This window comes from Methylotuvimicrobium sp. KM1 (assembly GCF_044788715.1).
GTDB lineage: Bacteria > Pseudomonadota > Gammaproteobacteria > Methylococcales > Methylomonadaceae > Methylotuvimicrobium.
Genome location: NZ_CP173170.1, coordinates 894636 through 920657 on the forward strand (window position 1 = coordinate 894636; position 26022 = coordinate 920657).

General features: G+C 49.1%; 14 protein-coding genes. 7 read left to right on the top strand and 7 right to left on the bottom strand.

Annotated features, from left to right (window positions below; all coding sequences use genetic code 11):
* Positions 1–63 precede the first annotated feature (63 nt).
* The 5 genes from ACINK7_RS04005 to ACINK7_RS04025 all read left to right on the top strand — a co-directional run bounded on the left by ACINK7_RS04005 (position 64) and on the right by ACINK7_RS04025 (position 10655).
* Entirely contained in the window at positions 64–837 is a 774-nt protein-coding gene (locus tag ACINK7_RS04005) for an EAL domain-containing protein (RefSeq protein WP_404360006.1), read from the top strand.
* 213 nt (positions 838–1050) lie between these two features.
* Positions 1051–2211: a ribonuclease D gene (gene rnd, locus ACINK7_RS04010; protein WP_404360007.1), complete on the top strand. Its 1161-nt coding sequence runs from the start codon at positions 1051–1053 to the stop codon at positions 2209–2211.
* 483 nt (positions 2212–2694) lie between these two features.
* Positions 2695–3993, top strand: a complete 1299-nt coding sequence (locus ACINK7_RS04015) for an urea ABC transporter substrate-binding protein (protein ID WP_404360008.1) — start codon at positions 2695–2697, stop codon at positions 3991–3993.
* Positions 3990–8576 (top strand): PAS domain S-box protein, encoded by a 4587-nt coding sequence (locus ACINK7_RS04020; RefSeq protein ID WP_404360009.1) that lies wholly within the window; start codon positions 3990–3992, stop codon positions 8574–8576. The genes ACINK7_RS04015 and ACINK7_RS04020 overlap by 4 nt, the downstream gene beginning before the upstream one ends.
* Entirely contained in the window at positions 8577–10655 is a 2079-nt protein-coding gene (locus tag ACINK7_RS04025) for a putative bifunctional diguanylate cyclase/phosphodiesterase (RefSeq protein WP_404360010.1), read from the top strand. It abuts the gene before it with no gap.
* A gap of 795 nt (positions 10656–11450) precedes the next feature.
* Here the strand turns inward: ACINK7_RS04025 and gcvP are convergent.
* The gene (gene gcvP / locus ACINK7_RS04030; protein ID WP_404360011.1) at positions 11451–14345 is read right to left on the bottom strand and encodes an aminomethyl-transferring glycine dehydrogenase; all 2895 of its coding nucleotides are present in this window, start codon (positions 14343–14345) and stop codon (positions 11451–11453) included.
* Positions 14346–14348: 3 nt separating this feature from the next.
* Positions 14349–15473, bottom strand: coding sequence for a glycine cleavage system aminomethyltransferase GcvT (gene gcvT / locus ACINK7_RS04035; protein ID WP_404360012.1), 1125 nt, complete (start codon positions 15471–15473; stop codon positions 14349–14351).
* 591 nt (positions 15474–16064) lie between these two features.
* Here gcvT and ACINK7_RS04040 point away from each other — a divergent pair.
* Together ACINK7_RS04040 and ACINK7_RS04045 are read left to right on the top strand one after the other, a co-directional pair.
* Positions 16065–16934 carry an HDOD domain-containing protein gene (locus tag ACINK7_RS04040; RefSeq protein ID WP_404360013.1) on the top strand — a complete coding sequence of 290 codons (870 nt, stop codon included), beginning with the start codon at positions 16065–16067 and terminating at the stop codon, positions 16932–16934.
* A gap of 74 nt (positions 16935–17008) precedes the next feature.
* The gene (locus ACINK7_RS04045) at positions 17009–19102 is read left to right on the top strand and encodes an EAL domain-containing protein (RefSeq protein ID WP_404360014.1); all 2094 of its coding nucleotides are present in this window, start codon (positions 17009–17011) and stop codon (positions 19100–19102) included.
* Between the two features lie 451 nt (positions 19103–19553).
* Here the strand turns inward: ACINK7_RS04045 and ACINK7_RS04050 are convergent, their stop codons facing one another.
* The 5 genes from ACINK7_RS04050 to ACINK7_RS04070 form a co-directional block, all read right to left on the bottom strand.
* Positions 19554–20546 (bottom strand): Rpn family recombination-promoting nuclease/putative transposase, encoded by a 993-nt coding sequence (locus ACINK7_RS04050; protein WP_404360015.1) that lies wholly within the window; start codon positions 20544–20546, stop codon positions 19554–19556.
* Between the two features lie 289 nt (positions 20547–20835).
* Positions 20836–21039: a DUF2283 domain-containing protein gene (locus tag ACINK7_RS04055; protein ID WP_404360016.1), complete on the bottom strand. Its 204-nt coding sequence runs from the start codon at positions 21037–21039 to the stop codon at positions 20836–20838.
* 43 nt (positions 21040–21082) lie between these two features.
* Positions 21083–21286 carry a hypothetical protein gene (locus ACINK7_RS04060; protein ID WP_404360017.1) on the bottom strand — a complete coding sequence of 68 codons (204 nt, stop codon included), beginning with the start codon at positions 21284–21286 and terminating at the stop codon, positions 21083–21085.
* A 304-nt stretch (positions 21287–21590) separates the two neighbouring features.
* Positions 21591–22040 (bottom strand): type IV pilin protein, encoded by a 450-nt coding sequence (locus tag ACINK7_RS04065; RefSeq protein WP_404360018.1) that lies wholly within the window; start codon positions 22038–22040, stop codon positions 21591–21593.
* An 89-nt stretch (positions 22041–22129) separates the two neighbouring features.
* Positions 22130–25855, bottom strand: a complete 3726-nt coding sequence (locus ACINK7_RS04070) for a pilus assembly protein (RefSeq protein WP_404360019.1) — start codon at positions 25853–25855, stop codon at positions 22130–22132.
* Positions 25856–26022: the final 167 nt, after the last annotated feature.

The following is a 26022-nucleotide window of genomic DNA, read 5'->3' on the forward strand; positions in this document are numbered from 1 at the left end:
GTGCATAAGGGTACGGCACGCAAGACCGAAAAATAACAACAAACTGAAGCGGGTTAATAAAACATGAAACCGGATAACCATTATAAACAACTAGGCTGCGCGGAATGTGCGGGCGGGGCCGGACTAGGTTTCGATTTCACGATGGCGTTTCAGCCTATTGTGAATACGACGACGCGGTCGATTTATGCTCATGAGGCCTTGGCGCGAGGCTTGAATAATGAACCGGCAGGTAAGGTGTTCGAGCAAGTTAACGATGCAAACTGCTATCGTTTCGACCAAAGTTGCCGTACCAAAGCAATTAAGTTGGCCTCGGAGTTGAACATGGATACTTTTTTGAGTATTAATTTTATGCCTAATGCGGTTTATCGACCCGAGTTGTGCATAAGAACAACATTGGAAGCCGCCAAAATCTACGGATTTCCGGTTGATCGTATTATTTTCGAAATTACGGAAGGCGAGCAAGTCAAGGATCATGCTCATTTACTCGAAATCGTTCGGTATTATCAATCGCAAGGTTTTAAAACCGCGATAGATGATTTCGGAGCCGGATATTCCGGACTCAATCTATTGGCCGAAATCCAAACCGACATCATTAAACTGGACATGGCCTTGATTCGTCATATCGACCAAGACCGTAATCGTCAAGCTATCGTCAAAGCGATCTTGCAGTTATGCAGTGAATTATCGATCATACCTCTCGCCGAGGGTATCGAAACTTATGAAGAGCTGAGTGTGTTGCAATCTTTTGGTTTGGAATTGTTTCAAGGCTATTATTTCGCGAAGCCGGCATTTCAATCGCTGGCGGCTTTGACGCCGAATGCGTTTGCCGGCCGTTGAACGCAAGGGAGAGCGGATCATAACGTTTTTATCGGAAAAATTTGCCAAATACTCTTCCGCCGAAATGTAGCTAGTAAAGGCAGCACTAAATACGAGTCGCAAAATTAACTTAACTAAGTGATAATCGCATATTTTCGCGCCGTGCTTGGTGTTTCTGTCGTTTGAGAGATTAAGGCCTGCCGTGTTGCATTTATTTAGTTAACGTGACGAACCATGACCCCCATTCAATATATCGATACTCCGCAAAAGCTTGACGAATTGTGCCGGCAAATCGCCAAGGAATCTTGGCTAGCACTCGATACCGAGTTTCTCAGAGAAAAAACTTATTATCCCAAATTTTGTTTGCTACAAATCGCAACGCCCGAATGGGTTGCTTGTGTCGACCCGATCGCTTTGGATGATTTAAGCGCGCTGTTCGAGGCTATCTATAATCCGGCGATAACCAAAGTGTTCCATTCCTGCCGGCAGGATCTGGAAATTTTTTATCAATTGACCGGTAAAATTCCGCAGCCGATTTTTGATACGCAAATTGCAGCCCCTTTATTAGGATTTCAGGAAAATCCCGGTTATGCGATGCTGGTATCGAGTTTTTTGAACATCAATCTCAGCAAGGCCCATACCCGCACCGACTGGACAGTTAGGCCGCTCAGTCAGGCCCAATTACAGTATGCTGCCGACGACGTGATTTATTTATGTCAAATTTATCAGACCATGCTCAAAAAATTGGCCGAGCTCAATCGTTTGGATTGGCTGGAAAACGATTTTGCGATGTTGAACGATCCCGAACTTTACGATATTTCACCGGAAAATGCTTGGCTTAAAATTCGCGGCAAAAATAAACTGACCGGTAAGCAATTATCAATCGTACAAACCTTGGCCGAGTGGCGCGAGCAAACCGCGCAAAAAGAGGATAGACCTCGAAATTGGCTGTTGCGCGACGATATGATGTTCGAGTTGGCAAAGCAGCAACCCGGTACCGTCGAAGAAATGTTGAAAGTCCATAATATCAATGAGCGCATGGTCAACAAGTACGGCAAAGTACTTTGCCAATTGATCAATGAAGCGAAGCAAAGGCCGCCGATACCGCTGCACGAAAATGGCCGATCCCCCAAAAAGACCCAGCAGCAAGAAGCTATTTTGGATATTTTGACGGCATTGGTACGCATTAGAGCAGACGAGAACTCACTGAATCCGGCTATATTGGCTGATCGTAAGGCATTGGAATTGTTATTGTTTGAAGATCCCGAATCATTATTGTTGAAAGGTTGGCGCTATGCAATGGCAGGCCGCGAGTTGATGGGATTATTGAAAGGCGAGCAAGTGCTCGGTATTGATGGAGAAAAAGTCTATACCATCGATAATCCTTGTAGTTGATTATCCACTCTACTTCAAATTTCGGCATTAGCTTATGGAGGTGCTGGGGAATCCAATTGCCATGGCTGGCAGGCTTTTCTGGTTTCCACGGTCCTACGCTCATCTTTATACATAAGTCAAAAATTACTCTTTTACAATCTTAGCTAATGAGACCTCGATAGCATTTATTGTCACTTAACAATCTCGACTTTCCCTCACCTAGCGTTAGGTGAGGGACGTCAGGGGATTGCTCCCACAAAGGGTGACAAAAGCGCTGTGGGAGCGACGCCTACGTCGCGACTATCGAAGCCGCTATCGCTCAAACACCAATAGCCTTTTCGGACGACACGGCAATCTAGCGCTTGGTCGCTACGTATTCCCACGCAGGAGCGGTGCGAGGAAACTGTACTTCAAATTTCGTTGATGCTTAAGGAGGCGCTGGAGGATCCAGTTGCCATGGATGACAGACTTTTTCGGATTATCCGATGTTGGGAGCGACACTCGATGCATAAAATAGTAACTATTTTGCTACGGTTTAGCGTTGCCGTAGTGTTAATCGCATTATTGATGATTCGTGCAACGCCACCCGGGCGGGAGCCGATTCGTATTGGTGTGATTTATTCGCTGACCGGCACGATGTCGGTCAGCGAGGCGCCATTGATCGATGCGATTAACTTGGCGGTCGACGAAATCAACAACGAAGGCGGGTTGCTGGGACGTTCCGTTGCAATGACAGTCGTCGACGGACGATCCGATTGGCAAGTGTTTGCTCATGAGGCCGAGCGACTGATCACGCAAGAGAAAGTCGATGTATTGTTTGCTTGTTGGACATCTGTTTGTCGTAAAGCGGTCAAACAGGTCGTTGAGCGCTTCGATCATCTTCTGTTTTATCCGGTCCAATATGAGGGACTTGAACAGTCTCCCAATATCGTCTATACCGGATCCGCGCCGAATCAACAAATCGTTCCCGGGACCCATTGGGCGCTCGAGCATTTCGGTAGTCGCGTCTATTTAGTCGGTTCGGATTATATTTTCCCCCATACGGCAAATATTATTATTCGTGATTTGATAACCGCTATCGACGGACAAGTATTAGCCGAACGTTATGTGCCTTTAGGCCAACAGAATGTTGCCGCGGTCGTTCGGGACATCCGGCAGCAAAGGCCCGATGTCGTACTCAATACTTTGAACGGCGACACGAATAAGGCATTTTTTGCCGGATTACTGGCTGCGGGTTTGGCTGATATACCGTTGATGTCGTTTAGTGTTAGCGAGGGTGAGATGCAAGCCTGGAGAGGCGATAAGCTCAAGCGGCATTTTACGGTAAGCAGTTATTTTCAATCGATAGATCGTCCTCAAAACAAACGATTCGTTAACGCATTCGGAGCGCGTTTCGGCAAAGACCGCTTGATTGGCGATGCGATGGAGGCGGCTTATGTGAGTGTAAAACTTTGGGCTCAAGCGGTACGTGATGCAGGGTCGGCCGAAGTGGCGCGCGTCAATCGAACTATCTTAAGACAAACGGTGAACGGCCCTTCGGCAATTAGGTCGGTTGATTTATCGACCCGGCATACTTGGAAAATGGTGCGCATCGGGCAGGTGAAGCCCGGAGGGCAATTTGAGCAGGTTTTTGCCACCGAAAAGCCGCTACGTCCTAAGCCTTGGCCGTATTATCGAACTCGGGAGCAGTGGTTCGAGGTGTTGGAAAGCGCGTCATCTAGAGATAAAGCCGGCGCGAGTCAAGGTTTGCAGGCCGATGTCGCATTCGAAGATCAGTCCTTGCAACACAAGGACAGCCAATGATTCTAGGTAAAATCATTCCTCGTTCTTTATTCATTTTTTTGATGGTGTCGCCGTTGCCGTTGGCGGGTTTGGCTTATTTGTTCGTCGGAACGTTCGAGCAAGAATTGACTAGAACGGTCAAGACGCATTTGTCTTCGATTGCCGATAAAAAACAGGATCAAATCGAGGCTTACCTAAACGAACGCTTGGCCGATGCTCAATTTTTAGCCAATATGTCTTTGACGAATCAAGCCTTGGACACGCTTTCGGCTTTATTCGACGGGTCGATTGATTCTGTGCAATATCGAAATGAAATACGCAAGTATCGAAGCGATTTTGTCAGATTTAAAGACAGTAGCGGATATTACGACCTGTTGTTGATCGATAAACTCGGTAATGTCATTTTTTCGATATTGCATGAAGGCGACCTCGGCGCTAATTTAAATTCCGGATTTTTACGCGATACAGCGCTGGCCGAAGCTCAGCGAGGCGCTTTGGCATTGCTCGATACACAAGTGACGCCAGTGGCGCTCTACGAACCTTCCGGAAATAACCCCGCTGTTTTTATCGTCACGCCGTTGCTGCGTGACGGCAGGCCGATTGGAACCCTGGCTTTTCAATTGGATCTCGATCGATTGACTCAAGTTACCGCCGACAACACAGGCTTAGGTGAGACCGGCGAGACCGTGTTGGCGCAGCGTGAGGGCGATCAAACATTGTATGTCGCCCCCTTGAGTCGAATTAGCGAGGCCGCTTTTCGCTATCACGTACCATTGACGGAAACCGCTAGTCCGATGCGATCAGCCTTATCGGGTGAACTCGGTATGGGCGTGACTCAGGATTACGTGGGCGTCGATATCGTTGCGGTATGGCGTTATTTACCCTCCTTGGATTGGGGGATGGTTATCAAAATGGATGTTGACGAAGCCCTTGCCTCGGCTCAGAGATTGCGTTTGTTCACTTGGGGGGCCTTGGTGCTATTGCTTGTTTTGTCGAGTATTACCGCGCTGTGGTTCGGCAGGGCTTTGATTTTGCCGATTCGTAGGGTGACTGAAGTCGCCGGGTTTATTGCCGGAGGCGATATCGATCGAAGAGTGCCGGTTGAAGGCTGGCAGGAACTGAAGGAGTTGGCGGGTAGTTTCAATCGTATGACCGACAGGTTGGCGGAAGATCAATTGCTGTTGGAACTCCGCGTCGATCAGCGCACTGCAGATTTGGAAAGCGCGAACCGGCGTTTGCAGGATTTGTTAACGCTGCATGCCGCGATACTCGATAATGCCGCGCATGCGATTATTGCGACTACACCGGAAGGGATCATTACCGTATTCAACCGTGCTGCTGAAGATATGCTGGGCTATCTGGCGGACGAAGTGATTGGCAAGCAAGACCTCGACATATTTCATGATTCTGACGAGCTAGAAAAGCGGGCCGAGGCGTTTTCCGAACAGTTGGGGATACCGGTAACGCCCGGTTTCGATACGATTATTGTTAAATCGCGTAATAATAAACCCAATGAGCATGAATGGCTCTATCGGCGTAAGGATGGCTCGGCGATTCCGGTTTTGTTGTCCGTTAGCACGATGCGTAATGTCGATCGGATGATTAGCGGTTATCTCGGGATAGCAGTCGATATCGGTAAATTAAAAAAGGTTGAGCAAGCGCTGTTGGATAGCGAAATGCGTTTTCGAACAATTTTCGAAAAAGCCAGTATCGGCATGGCTTTTGCCGATGCCGTGGGTAATTTGTTGCAGGCGAACGATAGTTTGGCTCGTTTTTTAGAATATTCGACGACCGAGTTATCGGATGTCAATTTCGCAAAACTGACTTACGCCGATGACTTGTCGATGGAAAAGGGTTTGGTTGAAGAAATCGTAGAGGGTCGAAGAGACGATTACCGGCTCGAAAAGCGATACGTCACAAAATCCGGACGAGTGGTTTGGGGGGATTTGACGGTAACAGTATTGCGAGACTTACAAGGGCAACCGATCAATTTTATCGGCATGATTATCGATATCAGTGCTCGTAAGGAGTCCGAGGCCGAGTATCGAACGATTCTCGAAACGACACAGGACGGTTTTGCGTTGTGTGACAGTCAGGGCCGTTTTATCGATGTCAATGACGCTTATTGCCGTTTAATCGGCTATGAACGGGATGAGTTGCGGCACATGACAATACTGAATATCGAAGCAATTGAAAGACCCGAAGAAACTCAACAGCATCTCGATAATATTTTTAAAAACGGGGCGGATCGATTTGAAACCCGGCATCGGCATAAAGATGGCCGATTATTGGATATCGAAGTTAGCGTCAATTATTTACCGGTTAGCGGAGGCCGATTGGTCGTCTTTTTGCGCGATATCGGTGCTCGAAAGGAAACCGAAGCGGCCTTAATCGAAGCCAAGCAAAGCGCGGAGGCGGCCAATCGGGCCAAGTCGGCGTTTCTTGCCAATATGAGCCATGAAATTCGCACGCCGATGAATGCCATATTGGGCTTGACGCAGTTGGTTTTGGAAACCGAACTCAATGCCCGGCAGAAAGATTTTCTGCAAAAAGTGCATGCTTCGTCGAAAGCCCTGCTGAGCATTCTTAACGATGTACTCGATTATTCGAAAATCGAGGCCGGGCGTCTTGAAATAGACCGGGTGTCGTTTCGGGTGGAATCGGTACTGACATCGGTCGCCGATCTGTTCGCCGCGCGTATAGAGGAAAAAGGCTTGGAGCTGTTTTTCGAAATCGATTCAGCGACCGGCCGTATCTTGCTCGGTGATCCGCTACGCTTGACTCAAGTGCTAAACAACCTGGTCGATAATGCGATCAAGTTTACCCATGAGGGCGAGATTCATATCAAAGTCGAAGCGATCGAACAGGGCGAGGATTCGCTGTTGTTACAATTTTTGGTTCGCGATACCGGCATCGGTTTGTCCCAGGAAAAAGCCGAGCTTTTATTTCAGCCGTTTACGCAAGCCGATAGTTCGATTACTCGGCAGTTCGGCGGAACTGGTTTGGGCTTGGCGATTTGCAGCAAGATAGTCGCATTAATGGGAGGCACGATCGGTGCTGCCGGCGTTGAAGGCGAGGGGGCTGTTTTTACGTTTACGGTTCGCGTCGGTATCGAAGCGGAAGCGCCGCAAAATCTCGATTTAAGCCGGATCCGAGCTCAGCGGGTACTTGTCGTTGATGATCAATCGACTTCCCGTTTGATACTCGAGTGTTTATTAACCGAGTGGGGGGTGTTCTGCGAAACATCGGATTCGGGAGAAGATGCTTTGCGCCGTATTTATGAGGCGGAACAAAAGAATTGTCCGTTTTCTACGGTGCTGCTCGACTGGCGTATGCCTGGAATGAGCGGAGCCGAAGTAGCCGACCGTCTCGAAAACGATTGTCGTAAGGGCTTGTTGAAACATCCGCTGACAGTGGTCATGATTACGGCTTATGATAAAGAGCAGCTTTTAGCTCAAGCCAATAGAATCCATTTTGATGAGATTTTGACCAAACCGGTAACGCCATCGGTGTTATACGAAACGCTTGCCGGGTATTCCGTGATTCCTAAGCCTGAAGATAAAGCGCTTGGCGCGATTCGCCTCGATGGTGTAAAAATTTTGGTGGTTGAGGATAATGTGCTCAACCAAGAAGTCGTCGTTGAAATTTTGCAAAATCGAGGCGCATCAGTCACGGTTGCCGAAAACGGTCTAGTAGCGTTAGACAAGCTTGAACAAGAAATCTTCGACATGGTGCTGATGGATTTGCAGATGCCGGAAATGGACGGTTTCGAAGCCACTCGCCGAATCAAGGCGATACCGGATTACCGTGCCTTGCCGGTTGTCGTGATGAGTGCGGCGGTAATGCCGGAGGAGCGCGCTCGGTGCCGGCTTGCCGGCGCGGACGACTTTGTCGCGAAGCCGGTCGATCCTAGCGATCTTGAACGGGTCTTGGTTAAATGGCTCAAGGGTTTGAGCGTCAAAGAGGACTCGCACAAAGTAAATTTGGGGTCCGGGGTTGCGAATGCCGTAAAATTGTTTGATTTGCCCGGCTTCGATATTGATCGGGCATTAAGGAGGGTCGATGGTAATGCCGTGTTATTACGCCGGTTGTTGGTCGGTTTTTTCGATGAATACAGCAATTCGCCGGCACAATTCGACCGGCTAATGCAGGAACAGCGATACGACGACGCGACAGCCATGCTGCACACCATTAAAGGGTTGGCCGGGCATTTAGGCTCGGATTCGTTGAGTCTCGCAGCCGCCGCATTGGAAAAGGACATACATGCCGGATCTAATTCCGACTTATACCGGTCATTTATTGTACAACTACAGCAGGCCGTTGACGCGATTGCCAATTCGTTAACGCAGCTTGAAACGAGCGGTGCCCAAAAACCGGATTCCGATGTAAAAGCGATCGCGCAAGTATTAAATGATTTGTTACCCTATGTCGAGGAGAGGGAGTTAATTCCCGAACACATTCTAGATGTATTATCGGTGCTTTATCGTTCCGGCCAGGCCGGCGAAATGCTGAAACGCTTGCGAAAGCAACTCGACAGATTCGACTACAGCGGCGCAATGACCACGATTGAACGACTTTTGACCTTGTTAAAGCAGGATAGTTAAATGATTCAGACGGTGGACGAAACCGGGAAGAAACCGCTCATATTGTTGGTCGACGATGTGCCTGCCAATATTCATGTTTTAGCGGCTGCTTTGAAAGCCGATTACCGTATCAAAATCGCCGTCAACGGTCCTGCCGCATTGGATTTGGCCGAGCGCCACGACAAACCTGAGTTGATTCTGCTGGATGTGATGATGCCCGGCATGAATGGTATCGAGGTGATGCGTGAATTGCGCGCGCGACCGGAAACAAAAAATATTCCGGTGATATTTGTCAGTGCGGATAGCTCCGAACAAAGCCAAGTCGCCGGACTGGATCTTGGGGCCGACGATTATTTAACCAAGCCGGTCGTGGTTCCGGTATTGATGGCTCGAGTGCGCAATATTTTACAACGCAAGTGCGCAGAGGCTCAATTACGCCTGGCGGCGCATGTGTTCGAACACAGCGGCGAAGCGATCATGATAACCGACCGGGACAATCACATTCTTAAAGTCAATCCGGCATTCTCGCGGTTAACCGGATATACGGTGAGTGAGGTTCGCGGAAAAAGCCCCAGTATCCTGGCTTCAGGTAAAACAACTCCCGACGAATATCGCGCGATGTGGCATTCGATCAATGAGGCGGGATTCTGGCAAGGCGAGATTTGGGACAGGCATAAGGATGGCTGCGTCTATCCGAAACTATTGACGATATCGGTCGTGCGCAGCGTATCGGGCTCGGTCGATTATTATATAGCCAGCTTCGCCGATATCAGTGCGCAAAAAGCCACCGAGGAAAAGATTCGCCATATCGCTCATCATGACCCGTTGACCGATTTACCGAATCGTTTATATCTGCAAATCAGTCTGAAGCAGACGATGTTGCTGGTTCGTCGCAAAGAAGAAGAGGCGGCGGTAATGTTTATCGATTTGGATCGGTTTAAGGTTATTAACGATTCGTTGGGACATCAGGTAGGCGACGGCCTGTTGATCGAAGTGGCGCATCGGCTTAAGGAAAGTGTGCGCGATAGCGATTTGGTCGTGCGTTTGGGCGGTGATGAGTTCGTGATTGTATTGACCGATAAAAATGCCGCGCATGCCTCAGCCCATGTTGCCGATAAAATATTAACCGCGTTGTCGAAACCTTATTTAGTTAATGGGATTAATTTACGTACCACGCCCAGTATTGGTATTAGTTTATATCCACATGATGGCGAGACCATCGAGTTGTTGATGAAAAATGCCGATACCGCGATGTATCATGCTAAAGCGGTCGGGCGAAACAATTACCAGTTTTTCCGGGCCGAGATGAAGCATCTCACTAATGACAGATTATTGTTGGAACATAGCCTGCATGAAGCGTTGGAAAAAGGGCAGTTGTATTTACACTATCAGCCGCAGGTTAAATCCGAAAATGACTATGTGATCGGTTTGGAAGTACTGCTTCGTTGGGAGCATCCCGTTTTGGGCAATGTTCCTCCCGATCAATTTATCCCTGTCGCCGAGGAAATCGGCTTGATAGGTCGGTTGGGCGAGTGGGTGCTCAATACCGCTTGTTCGCAATTACGGGATTGGCGCGGTCAAGGTTTCAAGGATGTACGCATCGCGGTGAATCTATCGGTACAGCAATTACGGCAAGCGCATTTGGTCGAACGGGTTGCTAGCGTTTTACGGGCAAACGAATTAGCGGGCGGCGATTTGGAATTGGAAATCACCGAGTCGGCGGCGATGCTAAACCCTGAAGTTGCAATCGAGATTTTCAAGGCTTTACGAAACATCGGTGTGGAACTTGCCATCGATGATTTCGGTACCGGCTATTCATCGTTGTCTTATTTAAAATTATTGCCGATTCAACGCTTGAAATTAGACCGTACCTTTGTCAAAGATATCGAAACCGATCCGAACGATGCGGCTATTTGTTCGGCAACGATTGCCCTAGCTCATGCGCTCGGTATCGAGGTGGTTGCTGAAGGCGTTGAAACCGAGGCGCAGCGAGACTATTTGCTGCATAGAGAAGCCGATATCATGCAGGGCTTTTTGTTTGCCAAGCCGATGCCGGCGGAAGCTGTTCCGGGGTTTTTGAATAGTCTTGGGGCAGTTTAGACGCAACGATCGAGCGACTCCTATCTGATTCGCTCCTTCCTAAGCTCTAGAGACTGTGAAAGTATTCAAAATTATGAAATAACCATGAAGAGCATGAAGTGATATGAAGAATTAGACTGTTGATTTTATAGCTTTTTCTTCATTGTCTTCATGCTCTTCATGGTGAAATATTTTGCAGTTACCCAAGCTCCAGCTTGGGTAACCTGTTCAGGAAGCTCTAGCTTCCCGAGAAACAAGAAAGATTGAACGAGCAAGTCGGGGTTGATTGATAATGTGTGGGGTGTGTTGGCCTCAGGAAGCTCTTGCCCTGAGCCCTTCGGCTGCGCTCAGGAGAGCCTTGTCGAAGGGGGAGCTTCCGGGGCGTCTTTCCCAAGCTGGAGCTTGGGAAAGAGCGAAGTTCGTAGATTTAGACTCTTTATCTAATTTTTCGATATTCAACACAATGCCGGTTCCGAAGAGGGTGCGGTTGCTCGATCGACAGCCGCCGTCGAGCCTACACGGACGTATTCACCCAGCACCTAAATTCCATAATCTGTTGGTTATGGTTAGCTCTCTTTGATAATTCATCCAGCACCTAAATAAGCCATGATTTTGAATCATTGCCAAAGACCTATGGAATTTAGGTGCTGGATTTAGGTGCTGGGTTCACGGCGTCCTGTCGGGCGAGTGACCGCACCCTCCGCTACCGAGAACTTTCATTTGCCGGGGCGATGGCTAGGCCTTCATGTTCTTCATGGTGAAAGATTTTTTATGATGTACTCGCCAATACTTTTACTGCCTCTATAACTTAGGAAACTACTCATAATCCGAAACGGGTGGGCAGGTGCATACTAAATGCCTATCGCCGTAAACATTATCGATGCGTCCGACCGGCGGCCAATATTTGTCGTCATGCTGATGATTGTCGGGGAAAAAGGCTTGTTGTTTGGAATAAGGCAGTTGCCAATCGTCCAATAGCAAGCGATGCGTATGCGGCGCGTTATGCAGCAGATTGTTTTCAGGATCGGCCGAGCCGCTTTCGATATCGGCAATTTCTTGCCGGATTGCAATCAGCGCGTCGCAAAAGCGGTCGATTTCGCGTTTCGATTCGCTTTCGGTCGGCTCGATCATCAGTGTGTCGGCGACCGGGAAGGCCACGGTCGGCGCGTGGAAGCCATAGTCGATCAAGCGCTTGGCGATATCCTCGACGGTGACGTTGCACGTTTTTTTAAAGCCCCGACAATCGATGATGCATTCATGCGCGACGAAACCGTTCTTGCCGGTGTACAAAATCGGATAATGCGGGGCCAGGCGATGGGCGATATAGTTTGCATTCAGAATGGCGGTCAGCGTCGCTTTTTTTAAACCGGTCGCGCCCATCATCGCGATATAGGCCCACGAAATCGACAAGATACTCGCCGAACCCCAAGGCGCGGCCGATACTGAACCGATCGTGCCGTGTTCGTTTTTATACGGGTTGACGCCTTTGACGACAGGATGATCCGGCAGATAAGGTGCCAGGTGCGCGCCGACGCAGATCGGTCCGACGCCCGGTCCGCCGCCGCCGTGCGGAATCGCGAAGGTCTTGTGCAAATTCAGATGCGCGACATCGGCGCCGATTTTTCCCGGGCGGCAAATGCCTGCGAGTGCGTTGAAATTGGCCCCGTCCAGATAAACCTGGCCTCCGGCGTCATGCACAATCGTGCAGATTTCACGAAAGGTTTCCTCAAACACGCCGTGCGTCGACGGGTAGGTGATCATCAACGCGGCCAGCGTATCGCGATACTGTTCGGCTTTTTTGCGCAGATCGTCGATGCTGACATTGCCTTGTTCGTCGCAGGCGAGTACAACTACGTCGAACCCGGCCATCACCGCGCTGGCCGGGTTCGTGCCGTGTGCGGAGGCCGGAATCAAACAAATGTTGCGCTGCCCTTGACCGTTGACTCGATGATATTTACGAATGACTAGAAGGCCCGCGTATTCGCCTTGCGAGCCGGCATTCGGCTGTAGCGAGATCGCGTCGAAGCCGGTCAGATCGCAGAGCATCGCTTCGAGTTCGTCGAATAATTGCTGGTAACCGTGAGTTTGCGATAGCGGCGCGAACGGATGCAATGCATTGATTTCGTGATAAGAAATCGTTTGCATTTCGGTAGCGGCATTCAGTTTCATCGTGCATGAGCCGAGCGGAATCATTGAGCGATCCAGCGCGATATCGCGCCGGGCCAGACGGCGCATGTAACGCATCATTTCGGTTTCGCTGTGATAGTTGCTGAATACCGGATGCTGCAGGATCGCATCGCTGCGGAGTAATGCTTTCGGTATGCAGTCGTCAAGTTGTGCGTCCAAGGCATTGATTTGCGGCAAGTCAGCCGGTTGTGCGGCGAATACTCGCCACAGGCTGCGGATAGTTTGGCGCGAGGTCGTTTCATCGAGCGACAGGCCGATCGCGTTACTGTCGATGAATCTAAGATTGATGCCGGCTTCCTGAGCTTTGGTGACGATGCGTTTCGCACGATTCGGCGTCTTGATCAAAAGCGTATCGAAATAGCAGCGTGTTTCGATGGTAAAGCCGAGCTGTATCAAGCCTTCGGCGAGAATTCGGGTGTAGCGGTGCACGCGACCGGCAATCATACGTAAACCGTTAGGGCCGTGATAAACGGCATAGAATCCGGCCAGCACGGCCGGTAATACCTGGGCCGTACAAATGTTGCTGGTTGCTTTGTCGCGGCGAATGTGTTGTTCACGGGTTTGCAGCGCCATGCGGAGCGCGTATTGGCCGTGCCGGTCTTTCGAGACGCCGATGATTCGCCCGGGAACCGAACGTTTGTATTCGTCGCGCGTGGCAAAGAACGCTGCGTGTGGTCCGCCGTAGCCCATTGGTACGCCGAAGCGTTGCGAATTGCCGACAGCGATGTCGGCTCCGAAATGACCGGGCGGTTTGAGCAATACCAGACTAAGCAAATCGCAGGCGACCGTGACTAAAGCCGATTGCTTGTGTGCGCTGTCGACGATAGGCGTTAGATCTCGGATTTCTCCGGTTGAACCTGGGTATTGCACGAGTACGCCGAAGCAGGTTTGTTTATCCAGGTCGTTGAAGACATCGCCGACGACTAACTCAAAGCCCATCGATCCGGCCCGGGTTTTGAGGACTGCGAGCGTTTGCGGATGACAGTCTCGGTCTGCGAAAAAAGTGCTCGATGAACTGCCGGACAGACGCTTGGACATGCTCATGGCTTCGGCCGCAGCGGTCGCTTCGTCGAGTAATGAGGCGTTGGCTAATTCCATACCGGTCAAATCGATTACCATTTGCTGAAAGTTCAGCAAAGCTTCGAGACGCCCTTGACTGACTTCGGCTTGGTAAGGCGTGTAAGCGGTATACCAGCCCGGATTTTCGAGGACGTTGCGTTTGATTGCGGCCGGCATCGAAGTGTCGTAATAGCCCATGCCGATTAATGAGGTTAAGACCTTATTGCGTTCCTTGATCTTGCGTAGATGTTCGATGACCGCTCTTTCGCTTATGGTTTCGGTTAGGCTTAACGGTTCGAGGTCGACGATATCCGCCGGAACTGCGGCACTGATCAAGTCTTCAAGTGCATCCAGACCTAGGGCTTCGAGCATTTTTTTGAATTCATCGGGATTCGAGCCGATATGGCGGTTGATGAAGCTGCCGCGCATTTCCAATTGGCTCAAAGCGGGGGCGGATGAGGACATGGCTTAACTCCGGTGATAGCGGTGGGGGACGAAAGGCAGATCGCAGACGGTGAGTTTGATCAGATTATTACGGACCCGTGTAAACAGTGTTGCACCGATGACGGCCGCTTCACTGTCAATCAAGGCTAGTGCGATCGGTCTGCCCAAACTAGGAGAAAAACTGCCGCTAGTCACGCGGCCGATTAATTGATCTTCGTTGTCGAAGACCGGCGCATTTTCACGAACCGGCATTTTGGCTTCGACGAGTAAGCCGGCGCGTTGTATTTCGGTGCCGTTTTGCATTTGGTTGAGCAGCGTGCCGGCTCCCGGATAGCTCTGGAGGGTATTTTTGATCAACCAGGACAGTCCGGCTTCGATCGGTGTGGTTTTTTCATCGAGTTCATGGCCGTAAAGACTGAGTCCGGCTTCTAGTCTCAGCGTGTCCCTGGCGCCTAAGCCTGCCGGTTCGACTTCAGGGAAATTCAACAGAATTCGAGCCATCTTTTCCGCGAACCGGTTCGGCAGCGAGATTTCGAAGCCGTCTTCGCCAGTGTAGCCGCTACGGCTTATCATACAGGGTATGGCGTCTATTTCGGTACGACAGGCCTGCATGAATTGCAAGCGGCAGGCTTCCGGTGCCAGTTGTTGTAATACTTGCGAGGCGGAGGGGCCTTGCAGGGCCAATAGGGCATGTTCGGTAAGTTCCTGCAAATGACAGTCATTCGACAGTTGTTTGCGCAAATGCTTAAAATCTTTTTCCTTACAGGCGGCATTGACGACGATCGTCAATTCCTGGCCGAGCCGAGTTATGACGATGTCGTCGATAATTCCTCCGTCCGAGTTTGTTAACACGGTATATTGCTGCCGGCCGGAACCGAGGCGGGAGATGATGGCCGGCGTTAGTTTTTCAAGGCCGATGACGGCTTTAGGCCCTTTAAGTAAACATTGACCCATGTGCGAGATATCGAATAGCGAAGCCTGATTCCGGCAATGCAGATGTTCGTGAATGATCCCTTTGCTATACTGCAAAGGCATTTGGTAATCAGCGAACGGAACCATTTTGGCGCCTAATTCGATGTGTAGCCCGTATAGTGCGGTTTTGTGCATTGTGGTCACTGTCGGTAAAGAGACGGTAGAGTAGGAAGCCATAGTTTAACGCCGCCTTGCGTGTATAACAAAATTCGGTTTTCCGGGAATGGTGCCGTTTGCGCCACTAAATTTAGATATATACCTATCGGAGATCAAAATTCGGCACCGGGGTGCCCGTCAAAGGACGCCGTGAACCCAGCACCTAAATTATCCAAGAGAACTAACCATAGCCAATCGATTATGGAATTTAGGTGCTGGGTGAATACGTCCATGTAGGCTCTATGCCAGCTCCATGCTGGCAAAGCCTTTGCCGAGCACCCCGGCGCCTCCTAAGACACTGCCGAAATTTGAAGTGCGAAAGGTATACTCATCATCGTAGATCAAAATTCGGCGTCCTGTCGGGCGAGAGATAGCATCCTCCCTACCAAACTTTCATTTGTTGGGGCGATGGGGGGTCTTCTTGAGCGTTAGGTTCTGGGTTTACGGCGTTCCTCGACAGGCATACCCCGCATACCTTGAATATGGCGAAATCCTTCAAACTGGGAATTACTGGGGCTACAAGTAAACTGTCGGAAATTATTTTCAGTAAGTGCTATAAAGGTCTATTTTTAGTAGAAGATTTTACGGTAATGAGATAGCGGGATGAATTGAGTGGCTAAAAAATATACACCTGAAAAATTAGTCAGCGGCGTGATCAATTTAGTCACGTTGCCCGAAATATGCCGAAAGATAAACCTGGTAATGGCCGATCCGGACCATAGTCGACAGGACATCGAGCATTTGGTTTCTCAGGACCCTGCTTTGACGATGAGAATATTGCGCATCGTTAATTCGTCCTATTATGCATTGCCTCGAAAGATCGACAGAGTCGATCAAGCGATATCGATTATCGGCGAGGACGATTTGAGCAATCTGATACTGGCGACCTCTGCCACGACGGTACTCAAGCGTTTAGCCAATCCGTTGATCGATTTTCAGGAGTTTTGGAGGCATAGTGTCGAATGCGGCTTAATGGCTCGAGCCATTGCAAAACAGTGTCATCATTCTGATTGTGAAACGCTATTTACCTCCGGTTTATTGCATGATGTCGGAAAAATCGTTTTGTACTATCAAGTGCCTGAATTGGCTCGCGCGGTGTTAGATGAGTCGAAAATGACCGGTTGCCGTATCGAAGAGGCGGAGCAGCGTTTATTGTCGTTTAGTCATGCCCAAGTCGGCGGTGCCTTGGCTAGAGCTTGGAAATTACCCGAAATTCTGTGCCGAAGCGTTGCTTTTCATCATCAACCCAATCAAGCGGAAGCATTTGCGATTGAAGCCGGCATGGTGCATATCGCGAATGTTTTATCGAACCGCCATGGGTCCTTGTCGGTTGATTCGAGTAAAGCTGAAATCGAAGATCTAGGTTTCGACCCGCAGGCTCTCGAATTAACCGGCTTGAGCATGAAAAAGTTGCTCGAGACTGTCGAGGCGGTGCAAGAACAAAGCCAGGAAGTTCAAACAATGATGTGCTCAGGCACCTGATCGTAATGTCAAATACCGGAAAGTTAGTATTCTCATTACCCATCGACAAGTATTACAAAAACAGGTAACAGGTTATGGATAAACAGGAACTCAATATCTTATTGGTCGAGGATAATCGTGTTTATGTCGAGCTCATTAAGAATACGTTGGAAAATGAGACGGGTTACCGTTTGACGATTGCTGAAAATTTGCAAAAAGCGCGCGAGTGCCTTAATGATAAACATCCCGACCTCATGTTGATCGATTTTTTTCTGCCCGATGGGTTGGCAACCGATTTACTTTCCGGTCATGTCGATCATTTGGATTGTCCTGTTGTGATTTTGACCGGGCCGGACGATGCTACGCCGGCGATGCATTCGATGAACGCCGGTGCTTGGGATTACTTGGTCAAAACCGAAAGTGCCTTAGCGGATATAACCCATGTGATTAGACGGGTTATGCGCGATTGGTTGCATTTTCTTGAGAAAAAACAAGCGACCGATATGCAGCAGCGTCTGATGTCAATATTGGAAGCGACACCCGATATGGTGGCTATTTTCGATGCAGACTGTTTCGCTCAATATATGAATTGCGCCGGTAGAAAGCTATTGGGGTTTAGTCAAGATCAAAATTTATCCGAGTTACGCTTGACCGACTTTTACCCCATTGAATGCGCGAAAATCATTCGTTCCGAAGCGATTCCGAATGCAATTCGCAAGGGGCAATGGTGCGGTGAAACCGAGTTGTTGACGCGAAGTAAGGATGCGATTCCGGTATCCCAGGTTTTACTCTCGCATTTTGGGGAATTTGGCGGCGTTGCTTTTTTTTCCACGATCATTCGCGATATCAGCGAATATAAAAGAGTTCAGGAAAAAATCGAGTTTTTGGCCTATCACGATTCATTGACCGGCTTAATCAATCGAACACAATTACATAATGAACTCGAGCGAGAAATTGCAAGGGCGTTGCGGCATAATGAAACAGGCGCGGTTTTGTTTATCGATCTGGATCATTTTAAAAAAATCAACGATACCCTGGGCCATCTTGCCGGCGATTCAGTATTGATGCAGATTGCATTGGCATTAAAAGCCAATGTCCGCCGCGATGATGTCGTGGCAAGATTGGGCGGAGATGAGTTCATTATTATTTTGAGCGGATTACCTATCGACAAAGCAAAGGCGGCTGAAAAAGCGGGAGAAATCGCCGAAAAATCCCGCCAGGACATCGCTAAGATTATTCATGCCGAAAGTCACAGAATTCAAGTGACTGCGAGCATCGGTATTGCATTATTTCCGTTACTCGAAGGCGGTTCGCACGAATTGATTCAACATGCCGATACTGCGATGTATCATGCTAAAGCGCAAGGGCGAAACGGTATCGCTTTTTACAAGCAGGGTATGAGTGATGCGGTGAGTCGGCAATTAAAGCTGGAAGTGGCATTGCGCAAAGCGATCGAGGAGCGCCAGTTTCGGCTTTATTATCAAGCGCAAGTCAATATCGACAGCGGACAGGTCAGCGGTGCTGAAGTGCTGATTCGTTGGAATCATCCCGAACTGGGTATTATTGCCCCCGATGAATTTATTTCGGTATTGGAAAGCAGTGCGTTGATTTCGATTGTCGGTCAATGGGTATTCGAAACCGCCTGTTACCAATTGGCTCAATGGGTCGCTGAAGGTATTTGGAAAGACAATTATCATCTTTGTATCAATATTAGTCCGCGCCAATTCAGAGATACCGATTTTACCGCCGGTATAGAACGAGTCGTGAAAAAAACCGGGGTACCGGCGCATTGCCTGGAAATGGAAATTACCGAAAATATCGTAATTTACGATTTGGACAAGGCCATAGAAATTATGCGGGATCTACATGGTTTAGGTATTCGTTTCTCGATCGACGATTTCGGTACCGGATATTCGTCGTTGCGCTATATCAAACGTTTGCCGGTGAATGTTCTGAAAATCGACCGCACTTTCATTCAGGATATGTGTACCGAGAAGGATGATGCGTCGATCGTCGATACGATTATTGCGATGGCGAGGCATATGGGATTGGAAGTTGTGGCCGAAGGGGTTGAAACTCTGGATCAACTCGAATTGCTCAAATCGTTGGGATGTCCGAATTATCAAGGGTACTATTTTAGTCCGCCGGGCACGGCCGATGAATTCAAGCAATTACTACTAGCCGCATAGAGCCTTTATCAACCATCGGAACGATATTGATAAAGGCTGTAGATACGCTACGCGTACCATAGTGACACCACCGTAGTTTAACGTGCCCTCATGCGTAAATACTTCTGGCAACGTTAGCATAAAAGCGAGGCCGGATGAACGCCCTAAAACGCCTAAAAGCCAAACCGTACCACCAGCGCCAAACCAGTGTCTCGGTAGGCGACTGGCAAGAAGTCCGACGCTGCATACGGTACTCAATAATGCCAGGTTAAAACGACGCTGGGGATTATGGCTTCCATCGGATTTTGTGACCATCTGAGGTCACTGGGTTCAACTGCCGGATGCGGAAAACCTCATGTCCGGTAGTGTGGGAGAGGTAACGGGCGCGATCCCGTTACCCCGACCCTGTGTAGGTGGGTAGATCCAATTGCGCAATTGAAAATCTATCGCCAAGCGCTACGAAATACAGCTATCAATGCGTCAAATTATCGGAATCGAACACCGCTTCTATCGTAGGCGCATCGATAATATTATCCAGCCATTGCTCTAATTCACTTCGACTTGCCTGTGCAATTCGATCATCCGCCCAAGCGGGTAAAGTTTTGAACCGGCGGGAAATTTGGCGCCTTAGCGTATTTTGCTCCGCTTCCAATCTTCCTTTTTCCAAGCCTTTTTCTAAGCCTTTTTCTAAGCCTTTTTCTAAGCCTTTTTCTAAGCCAATACGTTCCACGCTTGATATATATTGCATTTTGCCATGCTCCTCGAGTTCATGAATATTTTGCCACAATTGCCGTTCCAGCTCTTTCGGCAACCTCATCATCCAGTCGATCACCTGAAATAGATCAATGACACGCTGCTTATCCCAACCCCGCTCATAAAGCAAGCGTATCAGACGCCATTTGGCCTGAAAGCGGAAACTATCATCGCCTCGCGTTTGCTGAGTCAAAATATGGGCCGCCGTCACGATCGCAAATGGATTATGCAGAGTCAATAATGTTTCCAAGCGATCATGGTAATCGGTAATCTTTGCAACCGGAAACCGAATCGAAGTCTCGCTGCCCAGTACGCTATAGCCGAAACGATCGGGCTTCCAACTGGGATGCTCGTCCGCCAACACCGCCAAACTTGCCACGGGACGATCATAACGGTCGAAAATCCGGTAATTATAGGTAAACATGCGCTTGGCAAAGCGGGCTTGTTTTGAACCCTGCACTTCGACATGAATATAAACCCATTGCTCATCGCCATCGAGCAACGTCACTTGGACCAATTTATCGACGAAGCGTTTCCCTAGTGTCGCATCCCGAACGACCGCGCGTAATTCTTGATCTAAAAACGTATAGGCCTGATTCCAATCAATCAGATTCGCGGCATCCGCAAAATAAAACGCCATGAATTCCGGAAAGTAGCGCTCGACGGCTTCTTTCCAAGGACTATCGTATTCGTCAGGAGCGGATTCGGTCATAACGCTAAAATTCAAGTGATTCTTGGAATGGTTATTTTACGCCTATTTGGGTAAAAAGAATCAATGCGGGTCATGCCCCGACCTACCCAGCCACGTCTCTAAGGAACGAGCATGAAATAACTTCGACAACTTCTGGGAGGGGGGCGGTGGCTCGATTGACAGGTGTCGGCGGCAGGGCAGATTTTTGCTCCTCGGCAATTGCTCCTGCATTGCCCTAATACACGCCATCCATGGCATTCAGATGCCGCCGTCAAGCCTACTACTTGAAGCAGTTATTTTGTGCATATTCTTAAGCAACCAAATCTAAACCTGATAAAGAAAGATGATGAACATCTGTCCTATTACTAGCGTGTTCAACAGTTATTGCAACAATATTTCCTTTTGAATCGAGATCAAGCAACGTATTCGCATCAAGCTCTTTTGTCTCAACGATATCACTTTCCCGAAACACAATATATAAGGTATCCGTATCGTCAAAATAATTCATTTTCATGGATTATAACTCCGGTCGAAAAAGGTCATGTTACGGCTAACGCCTAATTTGACTTATCCGGCTTACCAGCAGGGATATGCGTTATATTTAGCTCAGTAGGATCGGTAGAAGCGAAGCGGAAACCCATGATGGGAACTGCTTTGTGCTTCGCGAAGCTAGAGCTTCGCGTACGGGTTTCCCAAGCCGGAGCTTGGGAAACAGCGGAAATATATAAGGTATCCGTATCGTCAAAATAATTCATTTTCATGGATTATAACTCCGGTCGAAAAAGGTCATGTTACGGCTAACGCCTAATTTGACTTATCCGGCTTACCAGCAGGGATATGCGTTATATTTAGCTCAGTAGGATCGGTAGAAGCGAAGCGAAAACCATCATGGGAACTGCTTTGTGCTTCGCGAAGCTAGAGCTTCGCGTACGGGTTTCCCAAGCTGGAGCTTGGGAAACAGGGGAAAAACAGTGAGTGTTGGAGATTGAGAGGCAGCGGGGTAGTGGGCTTAGGAAACAGCGGAACGACGAGCGGAGGACCGTGGAAACCGGAAAAACGCCTTTGTTACCAGCATTCCGCCACCGTACCGGTTCCCGTTTCGCCCCTTACTCCCGTATGCGTAAGCGATAAGGTTCCGCAACGTGGATCGGTATGGGTGCCGGTTGGCGCTGCATGCAGTGTGAAAGTTGCCGCCGTGGCAGCATTAATGGTTATGTTATAAAAATTCGCGGTCTGAGCGGGAATGCTATAAATTCCGGGTGTGCCGGTATCATTGGTGGCTTCGCCACAAGTGTTGGCGCCGCCTGCTCCGCCGGCGTCACAATAACTATTCGTCTCGGTAAAATGCCGCTCCATGGCATTAGCCAAGCCTAACAAAGACGCTTTCGCATCGGCCCGCCGGGATTTTCTTACGCTGTCTTGATAACTCGGATAAGCAATTGCGGCCAAAATACCGATCACGGCAACAGTGATCATTAATTCGATTAGCGTAAAGCCTTTTGTGGATTTCTTCATAGCTTCTTTCTCAGAATTTAGACTTGATTGATGCCGTTAAAGCAACTCAGGCCGGGTAGGGCTAAGCTGTAACTCGGCCTGTAGCGCGATCAACGTAATTGCCGCCAGGATTGCCTTCCCGACCCCCCTTCGACCGATTCCAAGGTCGTTTCCAACTCACCGGTGGAACCACTGGTGTATTTATACTCGACTTCGCCGGCACCGACCACGCCAGGCGATTTGATGATACCGACTTTCGATTTTTTACCCGAGGCAGATAATGCCTCATCGTCTCCATCGATTTTTCCATCCTCATTGGTATCCAACAAAGTCACCATGTCGTCCAAGTTGATATAGCCGTCGCCGCTGATATCGAACGGCGTTAAAACGAGGCGGTTACCGGTTAATGCCTCTAATTCCATCAACCAGCTATCGCCGCCATACCCGCACGGCGAGTCGTCCGGAATTAGCGTTACGAAAATAATGCGCCCGGCCCGCAATAAGGCCTGACTGACGACACGTTCGCCGGCCGGGCTGTTTAACGGAAAAGCCAGATCCATGTACCATCCTTGTTTAGTGCTTAGAAAGTTCGTCAGATCAGTGACATTTTTCGAAGTCACTCGGACATCGAAATCACCGAAAACGCCTTCGAAGATGATTTCTTGCTGCTGCAGATCGGCTCGTCCCGAGACCGGATTATTGTTGCAATTACCGGTAGCCCCCGCAGCCTTGACACACGAGTCCCTTACTCCATAAAACGTCTGCATTTGAGGGTTCACAACAGAATTGTCACCAGTTTCAAAATATTTACCGGTACCGAAATAAATCATAGTTCCACCGTTCGGATGCAACCCGGCTTGCGGTTTCGCGGTGATCGGTTGCACCGCGCCGCCGGCATCTTTCGCAACAAAAAGAGACTTGGGCGTGTTTCCTTGCTTGAATCCATAATCCCAATTATTGGGATTGCTGTTACTGACATCGAATTTCCATAAATTGCCGTGCAAATCACCCGCATAAATGGCATCGACGATACGATCGCCGTTCACATCGATCGCGATCGGCGTCGATAAACCGTTCGGATTGGCGGCACTGCCGACACCGGTGTCGAATGACTTGATCAAGGCTCCGGTTTTGATATCGACGATATACAAAACGGCTCGATGGTTCGCGCTGTTGTAGCCGTTGCCGAAAACCGCCGCAAATTCGCCGTTGGCCATTCTGACGATCGAGGCTTGACCAAGAGTAAAGCCAAGATCGGCAAAACCGGTCGTCGTAGAGTTAATTTCCCAGAGGACGCGATTCGCCGAAAAATTGGCTTCTGCAGTCTCGTAAGTACTATCCGATGGACTCAAAAAAGTCGTGTCCAAAGCAAAAATGCCTTTGCCGCCCGCTCCTAAAGTACCGACCAATACATTACGCCACTCCTTGGAGCCGTTATTGTCGACGTCGAAATAGGCATCGCCGGCAATCGGCGAGCCGTCGACAAAATATTGATGGTTGTAGTTAGGGTCGGTTAATGAAGCCAACTTGTTGTCCGCAAACAAAGTATGCGGTACATAGGCGAAGACTTCATTGCCGGCATTGGTTCCTATGATGTTAGCGTTGAAAACATGCAGCATACCGGCATTGCCGCCGATTGCAACTAGCGGCGTTCTGGCCTTGTACGCGGCGCTGCCACGATAAGTCAGATAAGCTTCCCCTTCGGTATCAGATAGTAAGCTATAACCGAAATTGATATCGCCGATGAACCAAGGATCGGAATTGATTAAATCACCCAACAAGCGGTTCGTTCCGATACGGTTTCGAAACGTGCCGCCGTTTTGTATTTCATTGCTTTGATTGCCGCGCAGATAATTAACCTGCAGTGCACTCAATTGAGATTGCTGAGTCGAGCTTAAATTACCGTGAAAAAATTCGACGCCGCCGGGCACACTCGGATTGTAACTGAATATCGATCGTCCGACCGGGCCTTGAGTGGTCACCTTTTGACCGGCATCCCATTCCGGTGTCGGGTTGATGCTGCCGTTCGGATTGATCTTGAAGGCCAAAAACTGACCGGTCCAATCGCGGCTGTCGAACTTGGCTTGATAGACGACGGTATTGGTATCCAGGCGGGTCGAATTAGTAGCGACCGAGGCCGAGGAGCCTTCGGTGCGAGCGACGATACTATTTAAGGTATTACTGAGTTCCGTGGCAAAAGTGTCGGGTTCGGCCGCGCTAAAATAACCACCGCGGGAATTGACTGCGGCATGCAAAAAATCGTTTTGTCGAGCAATGCAATTATCCCCTAAACAATTTGCATCATTGTATTGTGGGTTCCCCCAGTCGATGGCCGTGGCAGAAGCAATTGCGTCAAATGCTGTTACGGGGTCGATTGAACCTGAAACGCCTAGGCCGACCGAAAAAGTAATCATATGTTGCCAAAAAGCCTCATTTATTGGAGTGATCGGTACTAAGTTGTCGAGATCGGTACGCAGATCGCGTTTCCAATAATACATCGCTACGTCTGCTAGAGTGTTGCTCAGGTTGTCTTGAAAAGGATCGGTTGGAGTATAAGAAAAATTGGGGCCATCCGGATTGGTATTTGTGGTGGAATTCGCTGTCGAACCGTCATTGTTATTTGCCCTTGCCCCACTCGCGGCATTGCTGCTTCCTCCCGATGCATTGCCATCGGACATCAGGATCGTATAACTGTGCCGGCATTCTAAATCCTCGCCGCCAGATTGACCGGGGGTCGTACTCCATGGCCCGCTGGAGTCTGTCCGCGAGAAATACTGGCCGGCTCCCTGTAAAGCTGTACGTAGCGGCGTACCTTGGGGCGGAATGTTATTGGTATATAATTCATCATAAAAATCATTCCGACTGCTGCCTGAAAACGGGCGAACGCCTTTGATGACTGTCCCGGTAGCTTGGCCATCAATAGTCGTACTTCCTTTGTTTATCGTGCCATAGCCGACTCGTATCGAATTGGTTTGTGTTGAAAAAGCTTTACCTATTCCAAAGCGCGAGGCGAAAATTCGATTTCGGTGGTAGCTATACCAGTTGGCGAAATTTTGAATTTCTTCATTATAAGTGCAGCTTGGTGCGGCAGCACAGTCAGTTCGGTTTTCGCGGCCTTCCCCTGTGAATGGCGCATTGGCTGATTTGATTTCGGTTAAGGTGTAATGGTTGATGTCGTCCCATAATGCACTGTTGCTGTCGGCAATGGCGGCGCTTAAGTCGGCAATAGCCGGACCGGTATAAGTCGAGTAAACCGCCGGATAAAAAGTTCGTGACTCGCTATCATGATCATCAACTCTATCATCAACCCATCGAGCAGACTGAGTATTGTTTGTTGTTAAGTTACGCGTATCATGTTCCGGAAATAAAGGCCGATTCGGCGCTGCGCTTGGGTCGGCATTGGCCATTTGACTGCCGTCGGCGTTAAGCCAAGGACGATAGGTAATTGCCGGATTATAGTACAGGGTATTGACCAACGACGATCTGTAGGCCCTCCCCATAATAGAGTCACTTGTAAATGAAGGAACTCGAGTTGCATTAGAGTAATCACCATCGCCATGAAGACCGGCCCTTCTCGGGTATACCCACATGATGTAGTCTGTACAGCAGCCCTCATCAAAAAGGTTTGTTAGCCCATCCGGCATGGTCTCAAACTGCATCGACCCCGAATCATCCAAAATGAACATGATATTCGGATCGACACCGGGAGTCAGAAACAAAGGCGTTTGCGCAAGGTCCAGATCCGCCCGGACCGGCATCGATAAAAGTAAGCCGAATAATAGTCCCAATGTCCAATACAACAATGATCTTTTATAAATGCCAATCGTAACGTTCATGATGCTTTACCCCGCCTTGTTAAGACAAGGCCCGTCAAAATAAAAATTTCGTAGGGTACGCATCGCGTACCGTTTCCCAGAGGTTGCGAGTTATAGACTCCCAACAAAGTACGCGATGCCTGCCCTACAGAGTATCAATAGACCGATGGCCTATAACATGCAAATCC

Excerpts from the sequence above, each read along its gene's own strand:
- ACINK7_RS04065 (WP_404360018.1), bottom strand. The coding sequence starts at position 22,040 with ATGAAGAAATCCACAAAAGGCTTTACGCTAATCGAATTAATGATCACT.
- ACINK7_RS04005 (WP_404360006.1), top strand. The coding sequence starts at position 64 with ATGAAACCGGATAACCATTATAAACAACTAGGCTGCGCGGAATGTGCG.
- ACINK7_RS04070 (WP_404360019.1), bottom strand. The coding sequence starts at position 25,855 with ATGAACGTTACGATTGGCATTTATAAAAGATCATTGTTGTATTGGACA.
- ACINK7_RS04050 (WP_404360015.1), bottom strand. The coding sequence starts at position 20,546 with ATGACCGAATCCGCTCCTGACGAATACGATAGTCCTTGGAAAGAAGCC.
- ACINK7_RS04055 (WP_404360016.1), bottom strand. The coding sequence starts at position 21,039 with ATGAAAATGAATTATTTTGACGATACGGATACCTTATATATTGTGTTT.
- rnd (WP_404360007.1), top strand. The coding sequence starts at position 1,051 with ATGACCCCCATTCAATATATCGATACTCCGCAAAAGCTTGACGAATTG.
- ACINK7_RS04060 (WP_404360017.1), bottom strand. The coding sequence starts at position 21,286 with ATGAAAATGAATTATTTTGACGATACGGATACCTTATATATTTCCGCT.
- gcvT (WP_404360012.1), bottom strand. The coding sequence starts at position 15,473 with ATGGCTTCCTACTCTACCGTCTCTTTACCGACAGTGACCACAATGCAC.
- ACINK7_RS04020 (WP_404360009.1), top strand. The coding sequence starts at position 3,990 with ATGATTCTAGGTAAAATCATTCCTCGTTCTTTATTCATTTTTTTGATG.
- ACINK7_RS04025 (WP_404360010.1), top strand. The coding sequence starts at position 8,577 with ATGATTCAGACGGTGGACGAAACCGGGAAGAAACCGCTCATATTGTTG.
- ACINK7_RS04045 (WP_404360014.1), top strand. The coding sequence starts at position 17,009 with ATGGATAAACAGGAACTCAATATCTTATTGGTCGAGGATAATCGTGTT.
- gcvP (WP_404360011.1), bottom strand. The coding sequence starts at position 14,345 with ATGTCCTCATCCGCCCCCGCTTTGAGCCAATTGGAAATGCGCGGCAGC.
- ACINK7_RS04015 (WP_404360008.1), top strand. The coding sequence starts at position 2,695 with ATGCATAAAATAGTAACTATTTTGCTACGGTTTAGCGTTGCCGTAGTG.